The 14,127-nt window shown below is 71.1% G+C and carries 10 protein-coding genes; 4 read left to right on the top strand and 6 right to left on the bottom strand.

What is annotated here, in order from left to right:
- Positions 1-512 precede the first annotated feature (512 nt).
- Entirely contained in the window at positions 513-1,130 is a 618-nt protein-coding gene (locus IPZ69_RS38480; protein WP_235459369.1) for a YceI family protein, read from the top strand.
- A 293-nt stretch (positions 1,131-1,423) separates the two neighbouring features.
- On the top strand, positions 1,424-2,206 hold the full coding sequence (locus IPZ69_RS38475) for a serine protease (RefSeq protein WP_235459368.1): 783 nt from the start codon (positions 1,424-1,426) through the stop codon (positions 2,204-2,206).
- A 139-nt stretch (positions 2,207-2,345) separates the two neighbouring features.
- Here IPZ69_RS38475 and IPZ69_RS38470 read toward each other — a convergent pair whose 3' ends face one another.
- Positions 2,346-3,575 carry a hypothetical protein gene (locus IPZ69_RS38470; RefSeq protein ID WP_235459367.1) on the bottom strand — a complete coding sequence of 410 codons (1,230 nt, stop codon included), beginning with the start codon at positions 3,573-3,575 and terminating at the stop codon, positions 2,346-2,348.
- An 86-nt stretch (positions 3,576-3,661) separates the two neighbouring features.
- Positions 3,662-6,673 carry a glycoside hydrolase family 3 protein gene (locus IPZ69_RS38465; protein WP_235459366.1) on the bottom strand — a complete coding sequence of 1,004 codons (3,012 nt, stop codon included), beginning with the start codon at positions 6,671-6,673 and terminating at the stop codon, positions 3,662-3,664.
- A 158-nt stretch (positions 6,674-6,831) separates the two neighbouring features.
- On the opposite strand from IPZ69_RS38465, the gene IPZ69_RS38460 reads away from it, so the two are divergent.
- Positions 6,832-8,697 (top strand): ricin-type beta-trefoil lectin domain protein, encoded by a 1,866-nt coding sequence (locus IPZ69_RS38460; protein ID WP_235459365.1) that lies wholly within the window; start codon positions 6,832-6,834, stop codon positions 8,695-8,697.
- A gap of 35 nt (positions 8,698-8,732) precedes the next feature.
- Entirely contained in the window at positions 8,733-9,221 is a 489-nt protein-coding gene (locus tag IPZ69_RS38455) for a hypothetical protein (RefSeq protein ID WP_235459364.1), read from the top strand.
- A gap of 10 nt (positions 9,222-9,231) precedes the next feature.
- On the opposite strand, the gene cimA is transcribed toward IPZ69_RS38455, so the two are convergent.
- From cimA to IPZ69_RS38435, 4 genes are all read right to left on the bottom strand, one after another.
- Positions 9,232-10,836 (bottom strand): citramalate synthase, encoded by a 1,605-nt coding sequence (gene cimA / locus IPZ69_RS38450; protein WP_235459363.1) that lies wholly within the window; start codon positions 10,834-10,836, stop codon positions 9,232-9,234.
- Positions 10,837-11,119: 283 nt separating this feature from the next.
- The gene (locus IPZ69_RS38445) at positions 11,120-12,334 is read right to left on the bottom strand and encodes a TolB family protein (RefSeq protein ID WP_235459362.1); all 1,215 of its coding nucleotides are present in this window, start codon (positions 12,332-12,334) and stop codon (positions 11,120-11,122) included.
- A 120-nt stretch (positions 12,335-12,454) separates the two neighbouring features.
- The gene (locus IPZ69_RS38440; RefSeq protein ID WP_235459361.1) at positions 12,455-13,066 is read right to left on the bottom strand and encodes a TetR/AcrR family transcriptional regulator; all 612 of its coding nucleotides are present in this window, start codon (positions 13,064-13,066) and stop codon (positions 12,455-12,457) included.
- A 10-nt stretch (positions 13,067-13,076) separates the two neighbouring features.
- Positions 13,077-14,117 carry an agmatine deiminase family protein gene (locus tag IPZ69_RS38435; protein WP_235459360.1) on the bottom strand — a complete coding sequence of 347 codons (1,041 nt, stop codon included), beginning with the start codon at positions 14,115-14,117 and terminating at the stop codon, positions 13,077-13,079.
- Positions 14,118-14,127 lie beyond the last annotated feature (10 nt).

Below are 14,127 nucleotides of genomic sequence, written 5' to 3'. Positions count from 1 at the left end.
GGCCGCGGCCTGCGCACGGATCTCGTGCAGCTCGGCCACCCGCCCGCGCGCATCCGTCGGCTCGCCGGTCGGCTCACCCGTCGTCTCTTCCAAAACGGTCATGTAGCGACCTTACGAAGGACCGCAAGGAAAGCGAGCCGTCGACTCCGTACAGTCTCCGGCCCGTTTTCCTGGTACCCCTGAACAGAACCTGGGCGACATGCAGCCGTTCCGACTCTCAGGGGGCGTCGGTTTTGTAGGGGTGCCACAAAGCGGTCACCTGCGAGCCATCTGCCATTCGTGTGGCGCACATGCCATCCCTGGAGTGAACGGGACCTCGAACGGCGGTCCAGTGAGGGTAGCCGGTGCGACGGCGCCGCACGTCCGAACCGAGCCCATTCATCACACACGGTAGTTTTCGCGACACGTTTCTCGATGATGTTGAACATTGAACGGAATAGGTCTAACGTCGACCGTGTTCTCCTCATTGAACATTCAACTTCACGGACTCCCGTCCCCCCAAGGAGCAGATCATGGGCATCTTCGGCCGCAAGAACACCGCTGAGACCGCCACCCCCGCCGTCCCCGCACAGGCCGCCGTCAGCCCCGAACTGGCCGCCCTCACCGGCGACTACACGATCGACCCGTCGCACACCACCATCGGCTTCGTGGCCCGCCACGCCATGGTCACCAACGTCAAGGGCGCCTTCCTCGACCTGGCCGGTTCGCTGAACCTGAACGGCACGGACCCGTCGAAGTCGAAGGCCTCGCTCGACGTCAAGATGGACAGCCTCGACACCGGCAACGCGGACCGCGACGGTCACCTGAAGTCGGCGGACTTCTTCAAGATCGACGAGCACCCGACGATGACGTTCCGTTCGACCAGGACCGAGGCCCTCGGCGGCGACGACTACCGCATCACCGGCGACCTGACGATCCTCGGTGTCACCCGGCCGATCACCATCGACCTGGAGTTCAACGGCTCCGCGAAGGACCCGTTCGGCAACGAGCGCGTCGGCTTCGAGGGCAAGGCGGAGCTCCTGCGCTCCGAGTGGGGCCTGACCTGGAACGCGGCGCTGGAGACCGGTGGCGTCCTCGTGTCCGACAAGATCAAGCTGAACTTCGACATCTCCGCCATCAAGAACGCGTGACCCTCCGGCGTCCGGCCGGCTGAGCCGGCCCCCGGACCCCGCACGCGACCCTGAGCGCGCCCGCCCTCTTGACTCCCCCGTGAGAGAGGGCGGGCGCTCGCGTACGCGCGGCTTCGCGACGGCGGCCGTCACCGTCCGCGCACATGGCTGATTCACGCCACTTGTGTGCGGGGTCACGCCGTTCGCATAATCCAGCAACAGGATTTGACCAGCCCATGCCAACAGCTGGGCACTTTCTTTGCGTGCGATTGGCATGAGCGCGTCAGCCTTCACCCCCCACGGAAGGCATCACGTTGAAGAGACTCCTCACCGCACTCAAGAGATGCGCGGCCATCGGCGCCGCCGCCCTCGCCATCACCAGTCTTCAGCCCGTCTCGGCCGCGCAGGCCGCACCGCAGCCCGTCGTCGGCGGAACCCGCGCCGCACAGGGCGAGTTCCCGTTCATGGTCCGGCTCTCCATGGGCTGTGGCGGCGCCCTCTACACACAGCAGATCGTGCTCACCGCCGCGCACTGCGTGGGCGGGACCGGCAACAACACCAGCATCACCGCCACGGCCGGTGTCGTGGACCTCCAGTCCGCCAGCGGCCGGGTCCGGGTGAAGTCCACCAAGGTCTACCAGGCCCCCGGGTACGACGGCGACGGCAAGGACTGGGCGCTCATCAAGCTCGCCTCCCCCGTCAACCTGCCGACACTGAAGATCGCCACGACCCCGGAGTTCAACACCGGCACCTTCACCATCGCCGGATGGGGCGCGGCCACCGAGGGCGGCGGCCAGCAGCGCTACCAGCTGAAGGCCACCGTGCCGTTCGTGAGCGACGCCACCTGCCGTTCCTACCGTGGCTACAGCGGCCTCATCCCGGACGAGGAGATCTGCGCCGGCTACACGGCGGGCGGCGTCGACACCTGCCAGGGCGACTCCGGCGGCCCGATGTTCCGCAGGGACAACGCGGGCGCCTGGATTCAGGTCGGCATCGTCAGCTGGGGCATAGGCTGCGCGCGGCCCAACGCCCCCGGCGTCTACACCGAGGTCTCCACCTTCGCCTCGGCCATCGCCGCCGCCGCGTCCACGCTCTGACGCACACCGCACACCGCACCTCGTACGGCGTACCGACGTACCGACGTACTGACGTACTGACGTACCGACGTACCGACGTACTACCGAGGGAGAACCACGGGTCCGGCGCCGCCCCCGCGCCGGACCCGTGCCGGACGGGTCAGTACCCGCCGCCGAAGTCGCCGTACCCCGTGCCGTAGTCGGCCGCGTACGAGGGAGTCGCCATGGCGCTCCCCAGGAGCGTGCCGACGAGCAGGCCGGGCAGGATGCCGCCGCCGAAGTAGCCGCCCGCCCAGGGGCCGTAGGCCGGGCCCGCGTCCCAGTAGGGGCGGCGGCCGTAGTCGGTGTCGACCTCCCGGACCACCGGGTCGCGGCCGTCGGCCAGGCGGGTCCGGTCCGCGGCGCAGACCGGCACCTCGCGGGACGCGCCCCCGGGAGGCGTCCATGTCGCGTCGACGACCGAGGGGCCGTGGCGCGGGTCGAAGAAGCAGGGCGGCCGGCGTTCGGGCAGGGGACGGCCCTCCCGGCGGGCGGCCAGCTGGGCCAGCGAGAAGCGGCCGTCCTCCAGGGCCTGGGTGACGGCCCGGACGTCTTCCGGTCTGCGGGCCTCCGCCATGGCCTGCTTCGCCTGTTCGTAGGCGTCCAGGGCGCGTTCGTAGTCCGCGCGCATCGCGTCGTCGGCGCCGGACTCGGCCGGGTGGAAGTCGAGCCGGTCCAGTTCCTCGCCGAAGGCCGTGATGTCCTCGTCCACGACCACCCGCAGCCGCTCCAGGGCGGCCCGCTGCTCCTCGTCGTGGCGGCGGCGGTTGCGCCGGACCAGGGCGTAGGCGCCCGCGCCGCCCGCCACCAGTACGGCGGCGGTGGTGATCAGCGCGGTGCCGGAGACTCCGTGGCCGCCCGAGGAGCCCCAGGACGCGGGGGCCTTGCCGCCCATGTTGGCCAGGGCGCGGTCGGTGAAGTCGGTCAATTGGGTCCTGGCGTCCTCACCCTGGACGCTGGTGACCAGGTTGCGCACGGCCGTGCGCGACATCACCGAGGAGTCGGCGCGCGCGTCGAAGCGGTCGCCGAGGCGGACGGCGTAGAGGCCGGTGATGCCGGTGGCGGTGCGCAGGTCGGTGAAGAGGTCGCGCGTGGGGTAGTCGGCCGGGAGCACGGCGATGAAGAGGGGCTTGTCGGCGTTCTCGATCTGTCGGCGGAGGGCCGCAGCTGTCGTCGGTGAGAGCTGCCTGGAGGCCGCCGGGTCGACGTAGACCGGGTTCTTGCGCAGGGAGTCGGCGATCGCCGAGACGCCGGTGACCGCCGCGGCGCCGGGCGCGAGCACGGTGAGGACGGCGAGCGTCAGGGCCAGCAGCAGCCCGGCCAGGCTTCGGGTCCGTACGACGGCCTTCATGGTTCGAAGCTACCCGAAACCTCCGCAAACCAGTCATTGATGCAGGTGGGAGGCGCCCACCGTCAGGTGCGCCTCCCACCTGCCCCTCAGGCCGCCCGATAGGCCGCCGTCAGTTCCTGGACCGCCCGCGCGTAGCGTCCGGTCAGCAGCAGGTGCTCCGCTTCGGCGAAGGGCTTCGCCACCGCCGGCGTGATCCGCTGCCCCACCCGGTTCTGGACGATCAGCCGGGCCTCGGTGACCAGCGCGCGCCCGGCCTCGTCGGCACCCTTGCGCTCGGCCGCCGCCGCGGCGGCCCCGAGCGCCCGGAGCGTCGCGGCGCCGCCCTCCGGCGCCCTGGTCCGGGTCGTCAGCCCCCAGCCGTAGGGGAACTGCGGGTCGTACGACGCGTCGCCGACGTTGATCGGCAGCTGGGCCTCGGACTTGGGCCACGTCACGGGGAGCCGCCCGGTGAAGGGCCGGGTGCCGTAGAGCACGTCGGCCACGCCGTCGCCCTCCGTGCCCGGCAGCCAGGAGGCGACCAGGGCGTCGACGGAGCCGAGCCGGTCGCCGATCAGCTGCGGCCGCCCGGAGACGATCAGCACCGCGCACTTCATGGCCGCGCACACCTTGTCCACGGCGGCCTTGTCGGCGGCGGACAGCTCCAGGTCGTGCCCGTTGCCGACGTCGCCGACGCCCTCGGCGTACGGGGTCTCGCCGACGACGACCACACCGACGTCGTAGCCGGACGTGGGCGCCGAGGCGTCCTTGGAGTAGGTGACGTCACCGCCCGCGTCGCGCAGGCCCTGCAGGACGGTCGTGCCCTTGGCGATGTTCCCGGAGGAGCCCTGCCAGGTGAGGGTCCAGCCACCGGTCTGGTTGCCGATGTCGTCGGCGTTGGAGCCGGCGACGTAGACCTTCTGCGAGGTCTTCAGGGGCAGTACGCCGCCGTCGTTCTTCAGCAGCACCTGCGACTCGGCGGCGGCCTGCCGGGCGACCGCCCGGTGCTCGGCCGAGCCGATCCGCGCGGCGCCGGTGGTGTCGGCGTACGGGTGCTCGAAGAGGCCGAGGCGGAACTTCTGGGTGAGGATGCGGGACACGGCGTCGTCGATCCGCTTCTCGCTGATCCGGCCGGCCGTCGCCTCGTCGACGAGCTTCGCGCTGAAGTCCTTGTACGAGTACGGCACCATCATCATGTCGACGCCCGCGTTGACCGAGGTGCGGACGTGCGACGCGTAGTCGCCGGGGAGCTGGTCGATGGCGTTCCAGTCGCTGATGACGAAGCCGTCGAAGCCCATCCGGCCCTTGAGCACGCCGTTGATCATGTCGGCGCGGGCGTGCATCTTCACCGGGCCCTGTCTGTCGCCGAGGATGTCGAGCGAGGAGTACGAGGGCATGACCGTGCCGATGCCCCGGTCGACGGCGCCCTGGTACGGCGCCAGGTGGACGGCCTCCAGCTGCTGCCGGGTGACCTTGGTGACGCCCTGGTCGATCTTGTACGACCCGGTGGTCGACGAGCCGTACTCGGTGCCGCCGTCGCCGACGAAGTGCTTGGCGGTGGCGAGGACCTTGTCGTTGCGGCTCAGGTCCTTGCCGTTCGCCCGTCCCTGGAGGCCCTGGATGACCGTCTCCATGGACTCGACGAGCGCCGGGTCCTCGCCGAAGGACTCGTAGGAGCGGCCCCAGCGTTCGTCGCGGGTGACGCAGAGGCAGGGTGCGAAGTCCCAGGGGATGCCGGTGGCGCGCACCTCGGCGGCCGTCACCGCGCCCGCTTTCTGGGCCAGTTGGGGATCGCGCGTCGCGCCGATGCCGATGTTGTGCGGCATGATCGTGGCCCCGGCCAGGTTGTTGTGGCCGTGCACCGCGTCGACGCCGTAGATCAGCGGGATCTGGAACCGCGTGGCCCGCGTGCGGAGTTGGAAGCCGTCGACCATCTTCGCCCAGGCCTCGGGCGTGTTGGGCGTGGGGGTCGAGCCGCCGCCGGAGAGCAGGGAGCCGAGGTCGTACGTGGCGATGTCACCGCCGTTCGCCACGGCACCGCGCTCGGCCTGGGTCATCTGGCCGGCCTTCTCCGCCAGGGACATGCGTCCGAGCAGGTCCGCCACGCGCTTGCGCACCGGCAACTTCGCGTTCAGGTACGGCAGTCCGTGCGCGTCGACGACGACCTGCGGGGACTCGGCGGGCGGCTTGGCGCCGGTCACCGTGAGCTTGAGCGGGATGGTCTCGGCGGACTCGGCGGCCTTGTCCTTGGTGGTGGGGACCTGGACGGTCCGTACGGCGCCGGAGGCCGTGCCCGCCGGGAAGGTGAGGGTGCCGGAGACCGGGGTGTAGTCCTTGCCGGGGTCGGCGGTGCCGCCCGCGGTCTCGTAGGCGACGGTCACGGGCTCGTCGAGGGGCGCGGCGCCGGTGGTGGCGAGGGTGACCCGGACGGTGGCCGTGCCGCCCTCCCGGACCGGGTACACGGCCGCGTCGGTGGTGACGGAGGCCCGCAGGGACTGGTCGGCCTTGCCGTACAGCTCGACGTCGTCCATGGCGAACCGACCCTGGACGCCGACGGGCAGCGTGAGTGCGTACCCCCACATCCCGGTCAGTCCGAGGACGTGGTCGATGCCGCCGACGGGCTGGTAGTCGGTGCGGTAGACGAAGTCGGTGAACGGGATCTCGATCTGCTTCCAGCCGCTGAAGTCGTCGGTGAAGGAGGTCGTCCAGAGTTCCGAGGCCTCCCCGTTGGCGCCGCCGTCCTTGATCTCGAAGGCGATCTTCTTGCCGTTGTTCTGGCCGTCCCACCAGAACCGGATGCCCTTGTGGGCGGACCAGTCGTGGGCGGGCTCGTTCGCCGCGAAGTCGTGGGTGAGGCCGCCGTAGCCGCTGATGTCGTAGGTGCCGGCGAGCACCTTGGCGCCCTCGGGGGCGTCGGCGCGGTCGGCGAGTCGGAGGGCGGGCGGGTCGTCGGCGTCGCTGCCCCAGGTGAAGATGCCCTCGGCGGGCTGGGAGGCGAAGGGGACCTCGCCCTCGAAGCGGTCGACCGGGACGGGGGCGGGGTCGTCGGCCGCGTGGGCCGAGGCGAGCGGGAGCAGAGCGGTCAGCAGACCGGCGGAGGCGAGCAGGGCGGTTCTTCGCATGGACCTTCCCAAGGCTCTCGTGGTTCACTCATGACTTAGCTCACGTCATGAGTTAACTAGCGCCCCGGATACCCGTCAAGACGCCGTGTCAGCACGGATCCGGGCTCGAATCCCCTCCGCAACAGCCTTGTTGTCCCCCACGAGAAGGGTTGCGCACCATGAGGAGAACCCCACCGGCGCTCCGGCTGCTCCTCGCCGGACTGCTCACCGCCGCGGGCTTCACCGCGGCCGTGTCCCCGGCGCACGCGTCCGGCGAACAGGTCACCGCCTGGCTGACCACGACCGACGACGACGGCGGACGCCATGTGGTCCGCGGGCTCCAGGCCCAGACGCCGTTCGCCTTCCAGTCCGGCACCGGGGGCGGCGGCGAGAACATCACGGTCGACGAGAACACCCGGTACCAGACCTTCACCGGGGGCGGCGCGTCCTTCACCGACACCGCGGCCTGGCTGATGAACAGCAGCGGGGCGCTGTCCCAGTCGACCCGGGACGCGACCATGCGCAAGCTGTTCTCGCCGACGGACGGGATCGGGCTGTCCTTCCTGCGCAACCCCATGGGCGCCTCGGACCTGGCCCGGTACGGGTACACCTACGACGACGTGCCGGCCGGGCAGACGGACCCCTCGCTGTCGAAGTTCTCGATCGCGCACGACCTCGCGGACGTCGTCCCGCTGACGAAGCAGGCGCTCCAGCTGAACCCGTCCCTGACGGTGATGGCCTCGCCGTGGACGGCCCCGGCCTGGATGAAGGACAGCGGGCAGCTCAACGGCGGCTGGCTGAAGGCGGAGGACTACGGGGCGTACGCCTCGTACTTCGTGAAGTACCTCCAGGCGTACCGGGACCAGGGCGTCGACGTCTCGTACGTCACCGCGCAGAACGAGCCCACCTGCTGCTCGGGCTACCCGTCGATGAGCTGGAACGCGAGCGGGCTCGCCTACTTCACCAAGAGCGAGCTGCTGCCCAAGCTCCAGTCGGCGGGGCTGTCGACGAAGGTCCTCGCACACGACTGGAACTGGGACGTCTACGACTCCTACGCCGCCCAGACGGTGGACGACGCGGCGGTCCGCAACCACCCCAACTTCGGCGGCATCGCCTGGCACGGCTACGGCGGTGACATCGCCAAGCAGACGTCGGTCCACAACCAGTACCCCTCGCTGGACGCGTTCGGCACCGAGCACTCGGGCGGCACCTGGATCGCGAACCAGCAGCGCGAGGACATGCTCAACATCGTGGACTACACCCGGAACTGGGCGAAGTCGGTGACCAAGTGGTCGCTGGCGGTGGACCAGAACAAGGGCCCGCACAACGGGGGTTGCGGCACCTGCACCGGCCTGATCACCGTGCACGACGGGGACGCGCAGAGCGGGACGGTCGACTACACGGTCGAGTACTACACGATGGGCCACCTGACGAAGTTCGTACGGCCGGGCGCGCAGCGGATCGCCTCGACGGCGTCCTCGGCCGTGCCGAACGTGGCCTGGCGCAACCCGGACGGCTCGAAGGCGCTGATCGCGTACAACGACTCCCCGTCCGCGAAGACCGTGACCGTCAACTGGGGCGGGCAGCACGCGACCTACGCGCTGCCTGGCAAGACGTCGGCCACCTTCACCTGGTCGGGCACGCAGTCCGGCGGGGGCGGACAGTCGGGGGCCCTCGTCGGGCTCGCGGGCAAGTGCCTGGACGTGGCGGGCGCGTCGAGCGCCAACGGCGCGGCCGTGCAGCTCTACGACTGCAACGGCACGACCGCCCAGCGGTGGACCGTGCAGGCGGACGGCTCGGTCCAGGCGCTCGGCAAGTGCCTGGACGTGACGTCGGGTTCCACGGCCAACGGGGCCAAGGTGCAGTTGTACGACTGCAACGGGAGCGGTGCACAACGGTGGTCGTACAACTCTTCGACCGGTGACATCGTCAACACGGCGGCGGACAAGTGCCTCGACGTGACGGACAACTCGTCGGCGAACGGGGCGCGGGCGCAGATCTGGTCGTGCACGGGAGCCGCCAACCAGAAGTGGCGGTTGCAGTAGGACGGGCCGTGTCCCGTCCTCGAGGGGGACGGGACATGAGACGTGCGGGTGCGACAGCGGCGGGCGTCGTCGCGGGGGCGCTGCTGCTGACCGGGTGTGCCGCAGTCGATCTGCCGCTGGCCGGGGTTCGGATGGGGGCGGACGGGGTGCCGTACGCGCTCATCCGGCCCTGCGGGGACGACGGTTACGGACTGCCGTCGCTCGACGGGTGGGCGCGGGGCGCCGCGGACGGGCCGGTCACCACGGGTTGGGACGTGGAGAAGGAGGAGCTGAGCGGGGACGCCTCGTTCCCGCTCTTCTCCCCGCCCCAGGCCTGGGAGGCCCGGCACCGGGGCGCGCGGCGGCTGCTGTCGGGGCACCGGTACTCGCTGGTCTTCGCCCACTACGTCACCGGCGACTCCTACAACGGGATCGTCGAGTTCTCCGCCGAGGACATCGCCCGGCTGAGGCCCGGCCGGGTCTGGGCCGACGGCCGGGCGATGAGCCTCGGCGAGTTCGAAAGGCTCGCCGAGGACTCCTGCTGAGGCCGGCCGGTTACTGGGCGGGCTCCACGCCGGCCCGCAGCAGGCCGTAGGTGTAGGCGTCCTCCAGGGCCTGCCAGGAGGCGGCGATGACGTTCTCCGCGACGCCCACCGTGGACCACTCGCCCGTGCCGTCGGAGGTGGAGATCAGCACCCGGGTGGTGGACTGGGTGCCGTGCACGCCCTCCAGGATGCGGACCTTGTAGTCGACGAGGTCGAGCTTGGCGAGCTGGGGGTAGAGCTTCTCCAGGCCGACGCGCAGGGCCCGGTCCAGGGCGTTGACCGGGCCGTTGCCCTCGGCCGTGGCGACGATGCGCTCGCTCTTGGCCCAGAGCTTGACCGTGGCCTCGTTGGCGTGGGTGCCGTCGGGGCGGTCCTCGACGATGGCCCGCCAGGACTCGACCTGGAAGTACTTCAGGGGCTTGCCCTCGACCTCGGCGCGCAGCAGGAGTTCGAAGGAGGCGTCCGCGGCCTCGTAGGTGTAGCCCTTGAGCTCGCGCTCCTTGACCCGCTCGACCACCCGGCCGACCAGCTCGCGGTCGCCGCCGAGATCGACGCCGAGCTCCTTGCCCTTGAGCTCGATCGAGGCGCGGCCCGCCATGTCGGAGACGAGCATCCGCATGGTGTTGCCGACCCGCTCCGGGTCGATGTGCTGGTACAGGTCCGGGTCGACCTTGATCGCGGAGGCGTGCAGACCGGCCTTGTGGGCGAAGGCGGAGACGCCCACGTACGGCTGGTGGGTGGAGGGGGTGAGGTTCACGACCTCGGCGATGGCGTGCGAGATGCGGGTCATCTCCCGCAGGTGGCCGTCCGGCAGGACCTTCTTGCCGTACTTCAGTTCCAGGGCCGCGACCACCGGGAAGAGGTTGGCGTTGCCGACGCGCTCGCCGTAGCCGTTCGCCGTGCACTGCACGTGGGTCGCGCCCGCGTCGACCGCCGCGAGGGTGTTGGCCACCGCGCAGCCGGTGTCGTCCTGGGCGTGGATGCCGAGCCGGGCGCCGGTGTCGGCCAGGACCGTCGAGACGACCGCCTGGACCTGGGCCGGGAGCATGCCGCCGTTGGTGTCGCAGAGGATGACCACGTCGGCGCCGGCCTCCGAGGCCGCGCGGACGACCGCCTTCGCGTACTCGGGGTTCGCCCGGTAGCCGTCGAAGAAGTGCTCGCAGTCGACGAAGACCCGGCGGCCCTGCGCGCTCAGGAAGGAGACCGTGTCCCGGACCATCTCCAGGTTCTCGTCGAGCGTGGTGCGCAGCGCCAGTTCCACGTGCCGGTCGTGCGACTTGGCGACCAGGGTGATCACCGGGGCGCCGGACTCCAGCAGCGCCTTGACCTGCGGGTCCTGAGCGGCCTTCGCACCCGCCCGGCGGGTGGCGCCGAAGGCGACCAGCTGGGCGTTCTTGAAGGTGATCTCCTGCTGGGCGCGGGCGAAGAACTCGGTGTCCCGCGGGTTGGCGCCGGGCCAGCCGCCCTCGATGAAGCCCACGCCGAAGTCGTCCAGGTGCCGTGCGATGGCGAGCTTGTCCGCGACGGTGAGGTTGATGCCCTCGCGCTGCGCGCCGTCGCGCAGCGTGGTGTCGAAGACGTGGAACGAATCGTCGAGCTCACTGGTTGCGGTCATGGTCTCAAGGCTCCTGTGTTGAATCTCGGTCTTACCGGAATGACCGGCTCCACCGTCCCTCCATACTCCCTCGCGCTCCGCCCCCGGCTGAAGGTGGGCCAGGAAAACGAAAAAACCCCTCGCGGGTGCGAGAGGTCTGCGCGCGGGTCTAGGACGACGGTGGCCACCCGTACCTGGTCGTACGTGGTGGTCACTGCGGACCGGCGCGCCTGCTGCCAATAATCATGGCGAACGTGAGCACGGGGGCAGTTTGGCACACGCCGCCCCCGGCTCACCGACTGTCTCAGGATGCGGTACGTACGAAGACGTCCCGTTCGTCGTTCGTGTCACCGTGCGCGTTGAGGGTCCCGTCCCAGGAGGTGAAGGCGATCCGGCGGGCGCCGGCCGCGATGCCGCCAGGGACGACCTCGGCGGAGGCCGTGCCGCCGGTGCCGTCGGGGGTGACGAGGGTGGTCCGGCCGGTCCTCAAGTCCCGTACGTACACCGGGTACTCGGTGCCGTAGCGGCTGCCGGGCTCGGGCACCTCGGAGGTGAAGGTGACGTGGTGGCCGTCGGCGCTGACGGCGGGGTCCCGGGTGTAGACCGCGGCACTGCCGCCCCGGGTGCCGTGGATACGCTCGTTGACGCCCGTCGAGATGTGGTGGACAAACACGTTCCAGCTCTTGTCGGTGTCGTCCGGGACCAGGTGGGTGTCGGCCGACTCGAAGGCCACGGTACGGCCGTCGGCGCTGATCGACGGCTTCAGGGACTCGCGGGTGGTCGGCGAGCCGTCGTAGGAGCGGTCGACCTGGGTGGCGGCGCCGGTCCTGCGGTCGTGGAGCCAGATGTCGCCCCAGTCGTCGCCGCGCGGGCCGTTGAGGTAGGTGTACGCGTAGACGACGCGGCGGCCGTCGTCGCTGACCGTCGGGCTCCACGCCCCGCGCGGCTGCCAGTCGGGCCTGGTCCGGCTGATCCGCTCGGTGGTGCCCCTGGCCCGGTCGCGCAGGAAGACGACCGGACCGCCCTCCTGGCCGTCGTACTGGCCGCCGGCGGTGAAGACGGCGTACCGGGCGTTCCCGCTGAGGTACACGTCGGCGCGTCCCGTGCCGAAGGTGCCCGGGATCCCCACGTCGAGGCGCTCGGTGCGGCCGGTGCGCCGGTCGAGGAGGCGGATCTCGGAGCCGGTGCCGTAGGCGACGTAACGGCCGTCCGCGCTGATCGACGGATCGGTCCCGTCGGCCACGTGCGCGAGCCGGCCGGTGCGCAGGTCGCGGACGAAGACACCGCCGGACGAGGCGCCGGGCAGCAGGTCGGAGGCGGTCGAGGCGAAGGCGACGTAGCGGCCGTTCCGGCTGATCACGGCTCCGGACGAGGGGCCGTTGCCGGCCTGCCCCGAGGGCGTGACGCTGACCGGATCGGTGCGCGAAGGCCTGGGTGCCGCGCTCGCCGCCACTGAGGTCACGGCCACGGCGGCGGCGACGAGAGCGGCGGCGAGTGCGGTGCGTGCTCCTGCATACAAGTGCGGTTCCCCCTGTGTTCCCCGTGCGCCCCCGGCCCCGCGCCGAGGGCTCACCGGGATGCAACCGCACCGGGAACCGGCGGGTCAATCCGCCCGATTGCGTACAACCCGGACGAGTGATCAGCCGTCCGCGTGCTCCGACCGTCCGAGCGACTCGTCGAGGAACTCCCGTACGTGGCCGAGGATCTGCGTTCGGTCGGTGCCGCGCAGTCCGACCGCGACATGGATGGAGAAGCCGTCGAGGAGGGCGCGCAGCCGGGCGGCGAAGCGGTCGGCGTCGACGGGGCGGAACTCGCCGCGCGAGATGCCCTCCGCGATCAGGGCGACGAGGTCGCGGTGCCAGGCGCCCTCGATGGCGGCCTGGCGGTCGCGGGCCTCGTCGTCGGCGTTCTGCGAGCGGTTCCAGACCTCCAGCCACAGGGTCCAGTGCGGGTCGCGGTGGCCGTCGGGGACGTACAGGTCGACGTACGCGTCCACCCGCTCACGGGCGGATCCGGGGCGGGTCAGCAGCCGCCCCCGGTCGGCGCCCAGCCTGCCCTCGCTCCATTCCAGGGCCCGGAGCAGCAGCTCGTCCTTGGAGCGGAAGTAGTAGAGCAGGTGGCCGCTGCTCATGCCGACCTCGCGGCCGAGCGCCGCCATGGTGAGCTTCTCCAGGCCCCGCTCGGCGATCATGTCCATGGCCGCGGCGAGGACCTCCTCGCGGGGCGGGGCCTGTCTGCGCCCACCGGCCATCGCGTCGCTCCTAGATCTTCGGCTGCTGTTGGGTGATGCAGTGGATGCCACCGCCACCGGAGAAGATCGTACGGGCGTCCACCAGGGTCACCGTCCGCTCGGGGAACAGGCGGCGGAAGATCCCGGCGGCGATCTCGTCGCGCGGGTCGTCGAAGGCGCACAGCACGACGCCGCCGTTGCACAGGTAGTGGTTGATGTAGGAGTAGTCGGCCCAGTGGCCGTCGGCCTCCAGGGCGGTGGGGGCGGGCACCTCGACGACCTCCAGACGGCGGCCCCGGGCGTCGGTCTGGGACCGCAGGATGCCGATGGCCTCCTTGGTCACCTCGTGGTCGGGGTGGGCCGGGTCCGGCTGGTGGTGGGCGACGACGACGCCGGGGCGGGCGAACGCGGCGACGATGTCGACGTGCCCCAGGGTGCCGAAGCCGTGCGGGGGGTAGTCGCCGGTGAGGCCGCGGGGCAGCCAGATCGCCTTGCGGGTGCCGAGGTGGGCGTGGATCTCGGCCTCGACCTCCTCCTTCGACCAGTGCGGGTTGCGCTCGGGGCCGAGCTGCACGGTCTCGGTCAGCAGGACGGTGCCCTCGCCGTCGACGTGGATCGCGCCGCCCTCGTTGACCAGCGCCGAGGCGTACGTCTTGGCCCCGGCGAGGTCCGAGACATGGGCGGCGATCTTCGCGTCGTGTTCCCAGCGGGCCCAGTCCTGGGCTCCCCAGCCGTTGAACGTCCAGTCCACGGCGGCCAGTTCGCCCCGGCCGTCGGTCAGGAAGGTCGGCCCGATGTCGCGCATCCAGGCGTCGTCGAGGTCGCGCTCGACCGTGTCGACGCCCGGGCCGAGCAGCACCTGCGCGTCCGCCGACCGGCCGGGTCCGCACACGACGGTCACGGGTTCGAAGCGCAGGACGGCACGGGCCACCGACGCCCAGGCCATGCGGGAGGCCAGCAGGTCGTCGGGGTCGTCGAAGGTGGGGTTGGGGCCCGGCCAGGCCATCCAGGTGCGCTCGTGCGGGGTCCACTCGGCGGGCATGCGGAAGCCGTCGGCTGCGGGGGTGGTCATGTCGCGGGTC

Source organism: Streptomyces olivochromogenes, assembly GCF_021538895.1.
In the GTDB taxonomy this organism is placed as follows: domain Bacteria; phylum Actinomycetota; class Actinomycetes; order Streptomycetales; family Streptomycetaceae; genus Streptomyces; species Streptomyces olivochromogenes_A.
This window is presented reverse-complemented; position numbering and strand designations above follow the sequence as displayed.

Bases quoted from the DNA above. Each gene is read 5' to 3' on its own strand.
- IPZ69_RS38480 (WP_235459369.1), top strand. From the start codon at position 513: ATGGGCATCTTCGGCCGCAAGAACACCGCTGAGACCGCCACCCCCGCC.
- IPZ69_RS38470 (WP_235459367.1), bottom strand. From the start codon at position 3,575: ATGAAGGCCGTCGTACGGACCCGAAGCCTGGCCGGGCTGCTGCTGGCC.
- IPZ69_RS38465 (WP_235459366.1), bottom strand. From the start codon at position 6,673: ATGCGAAGAACCGCCCTGCTCGCCTCCGCCGGTCTGCTGACCGCTCTG.
- IPZ69_RS38460 (WP_235459365.1), top strand. From the start codon at position 6,832: ATGAGGAGAACCCCACCGGCGCTCCGGCTGCTCCTCGCCGGACTGCTC.
- IPZ69_RS38455 (WP_235459364.1), top strand. From the start codon at position 8,733: ATGAGACGTGCGGGTGCGACAGCGGCGGGCGTCGTCGCGGGGGCGCTG.
- cimA (WP_235459363.1), bottom strand. From the start codon at position 10,836: ATGACCGCAACCAGTGAGCTCGACGATTCGTTCCACGTCTTCGACACC.
- IPZ69_RS38440 (WP_235459361.1), bottom strand. From the start codon at position 13,066: ATGGCCGGTGGGCGCAGACAGGCCCCGCCCCGCGAGGAGGTCCTCGCC.
- IPZ69_RS38435 (WP_235459360.1), bottom strand. From the start codon at position 14,117: ATGACCACCCCCGCAGCCGACGGCTTCCGCATGCCCGCCGAGTGGACC.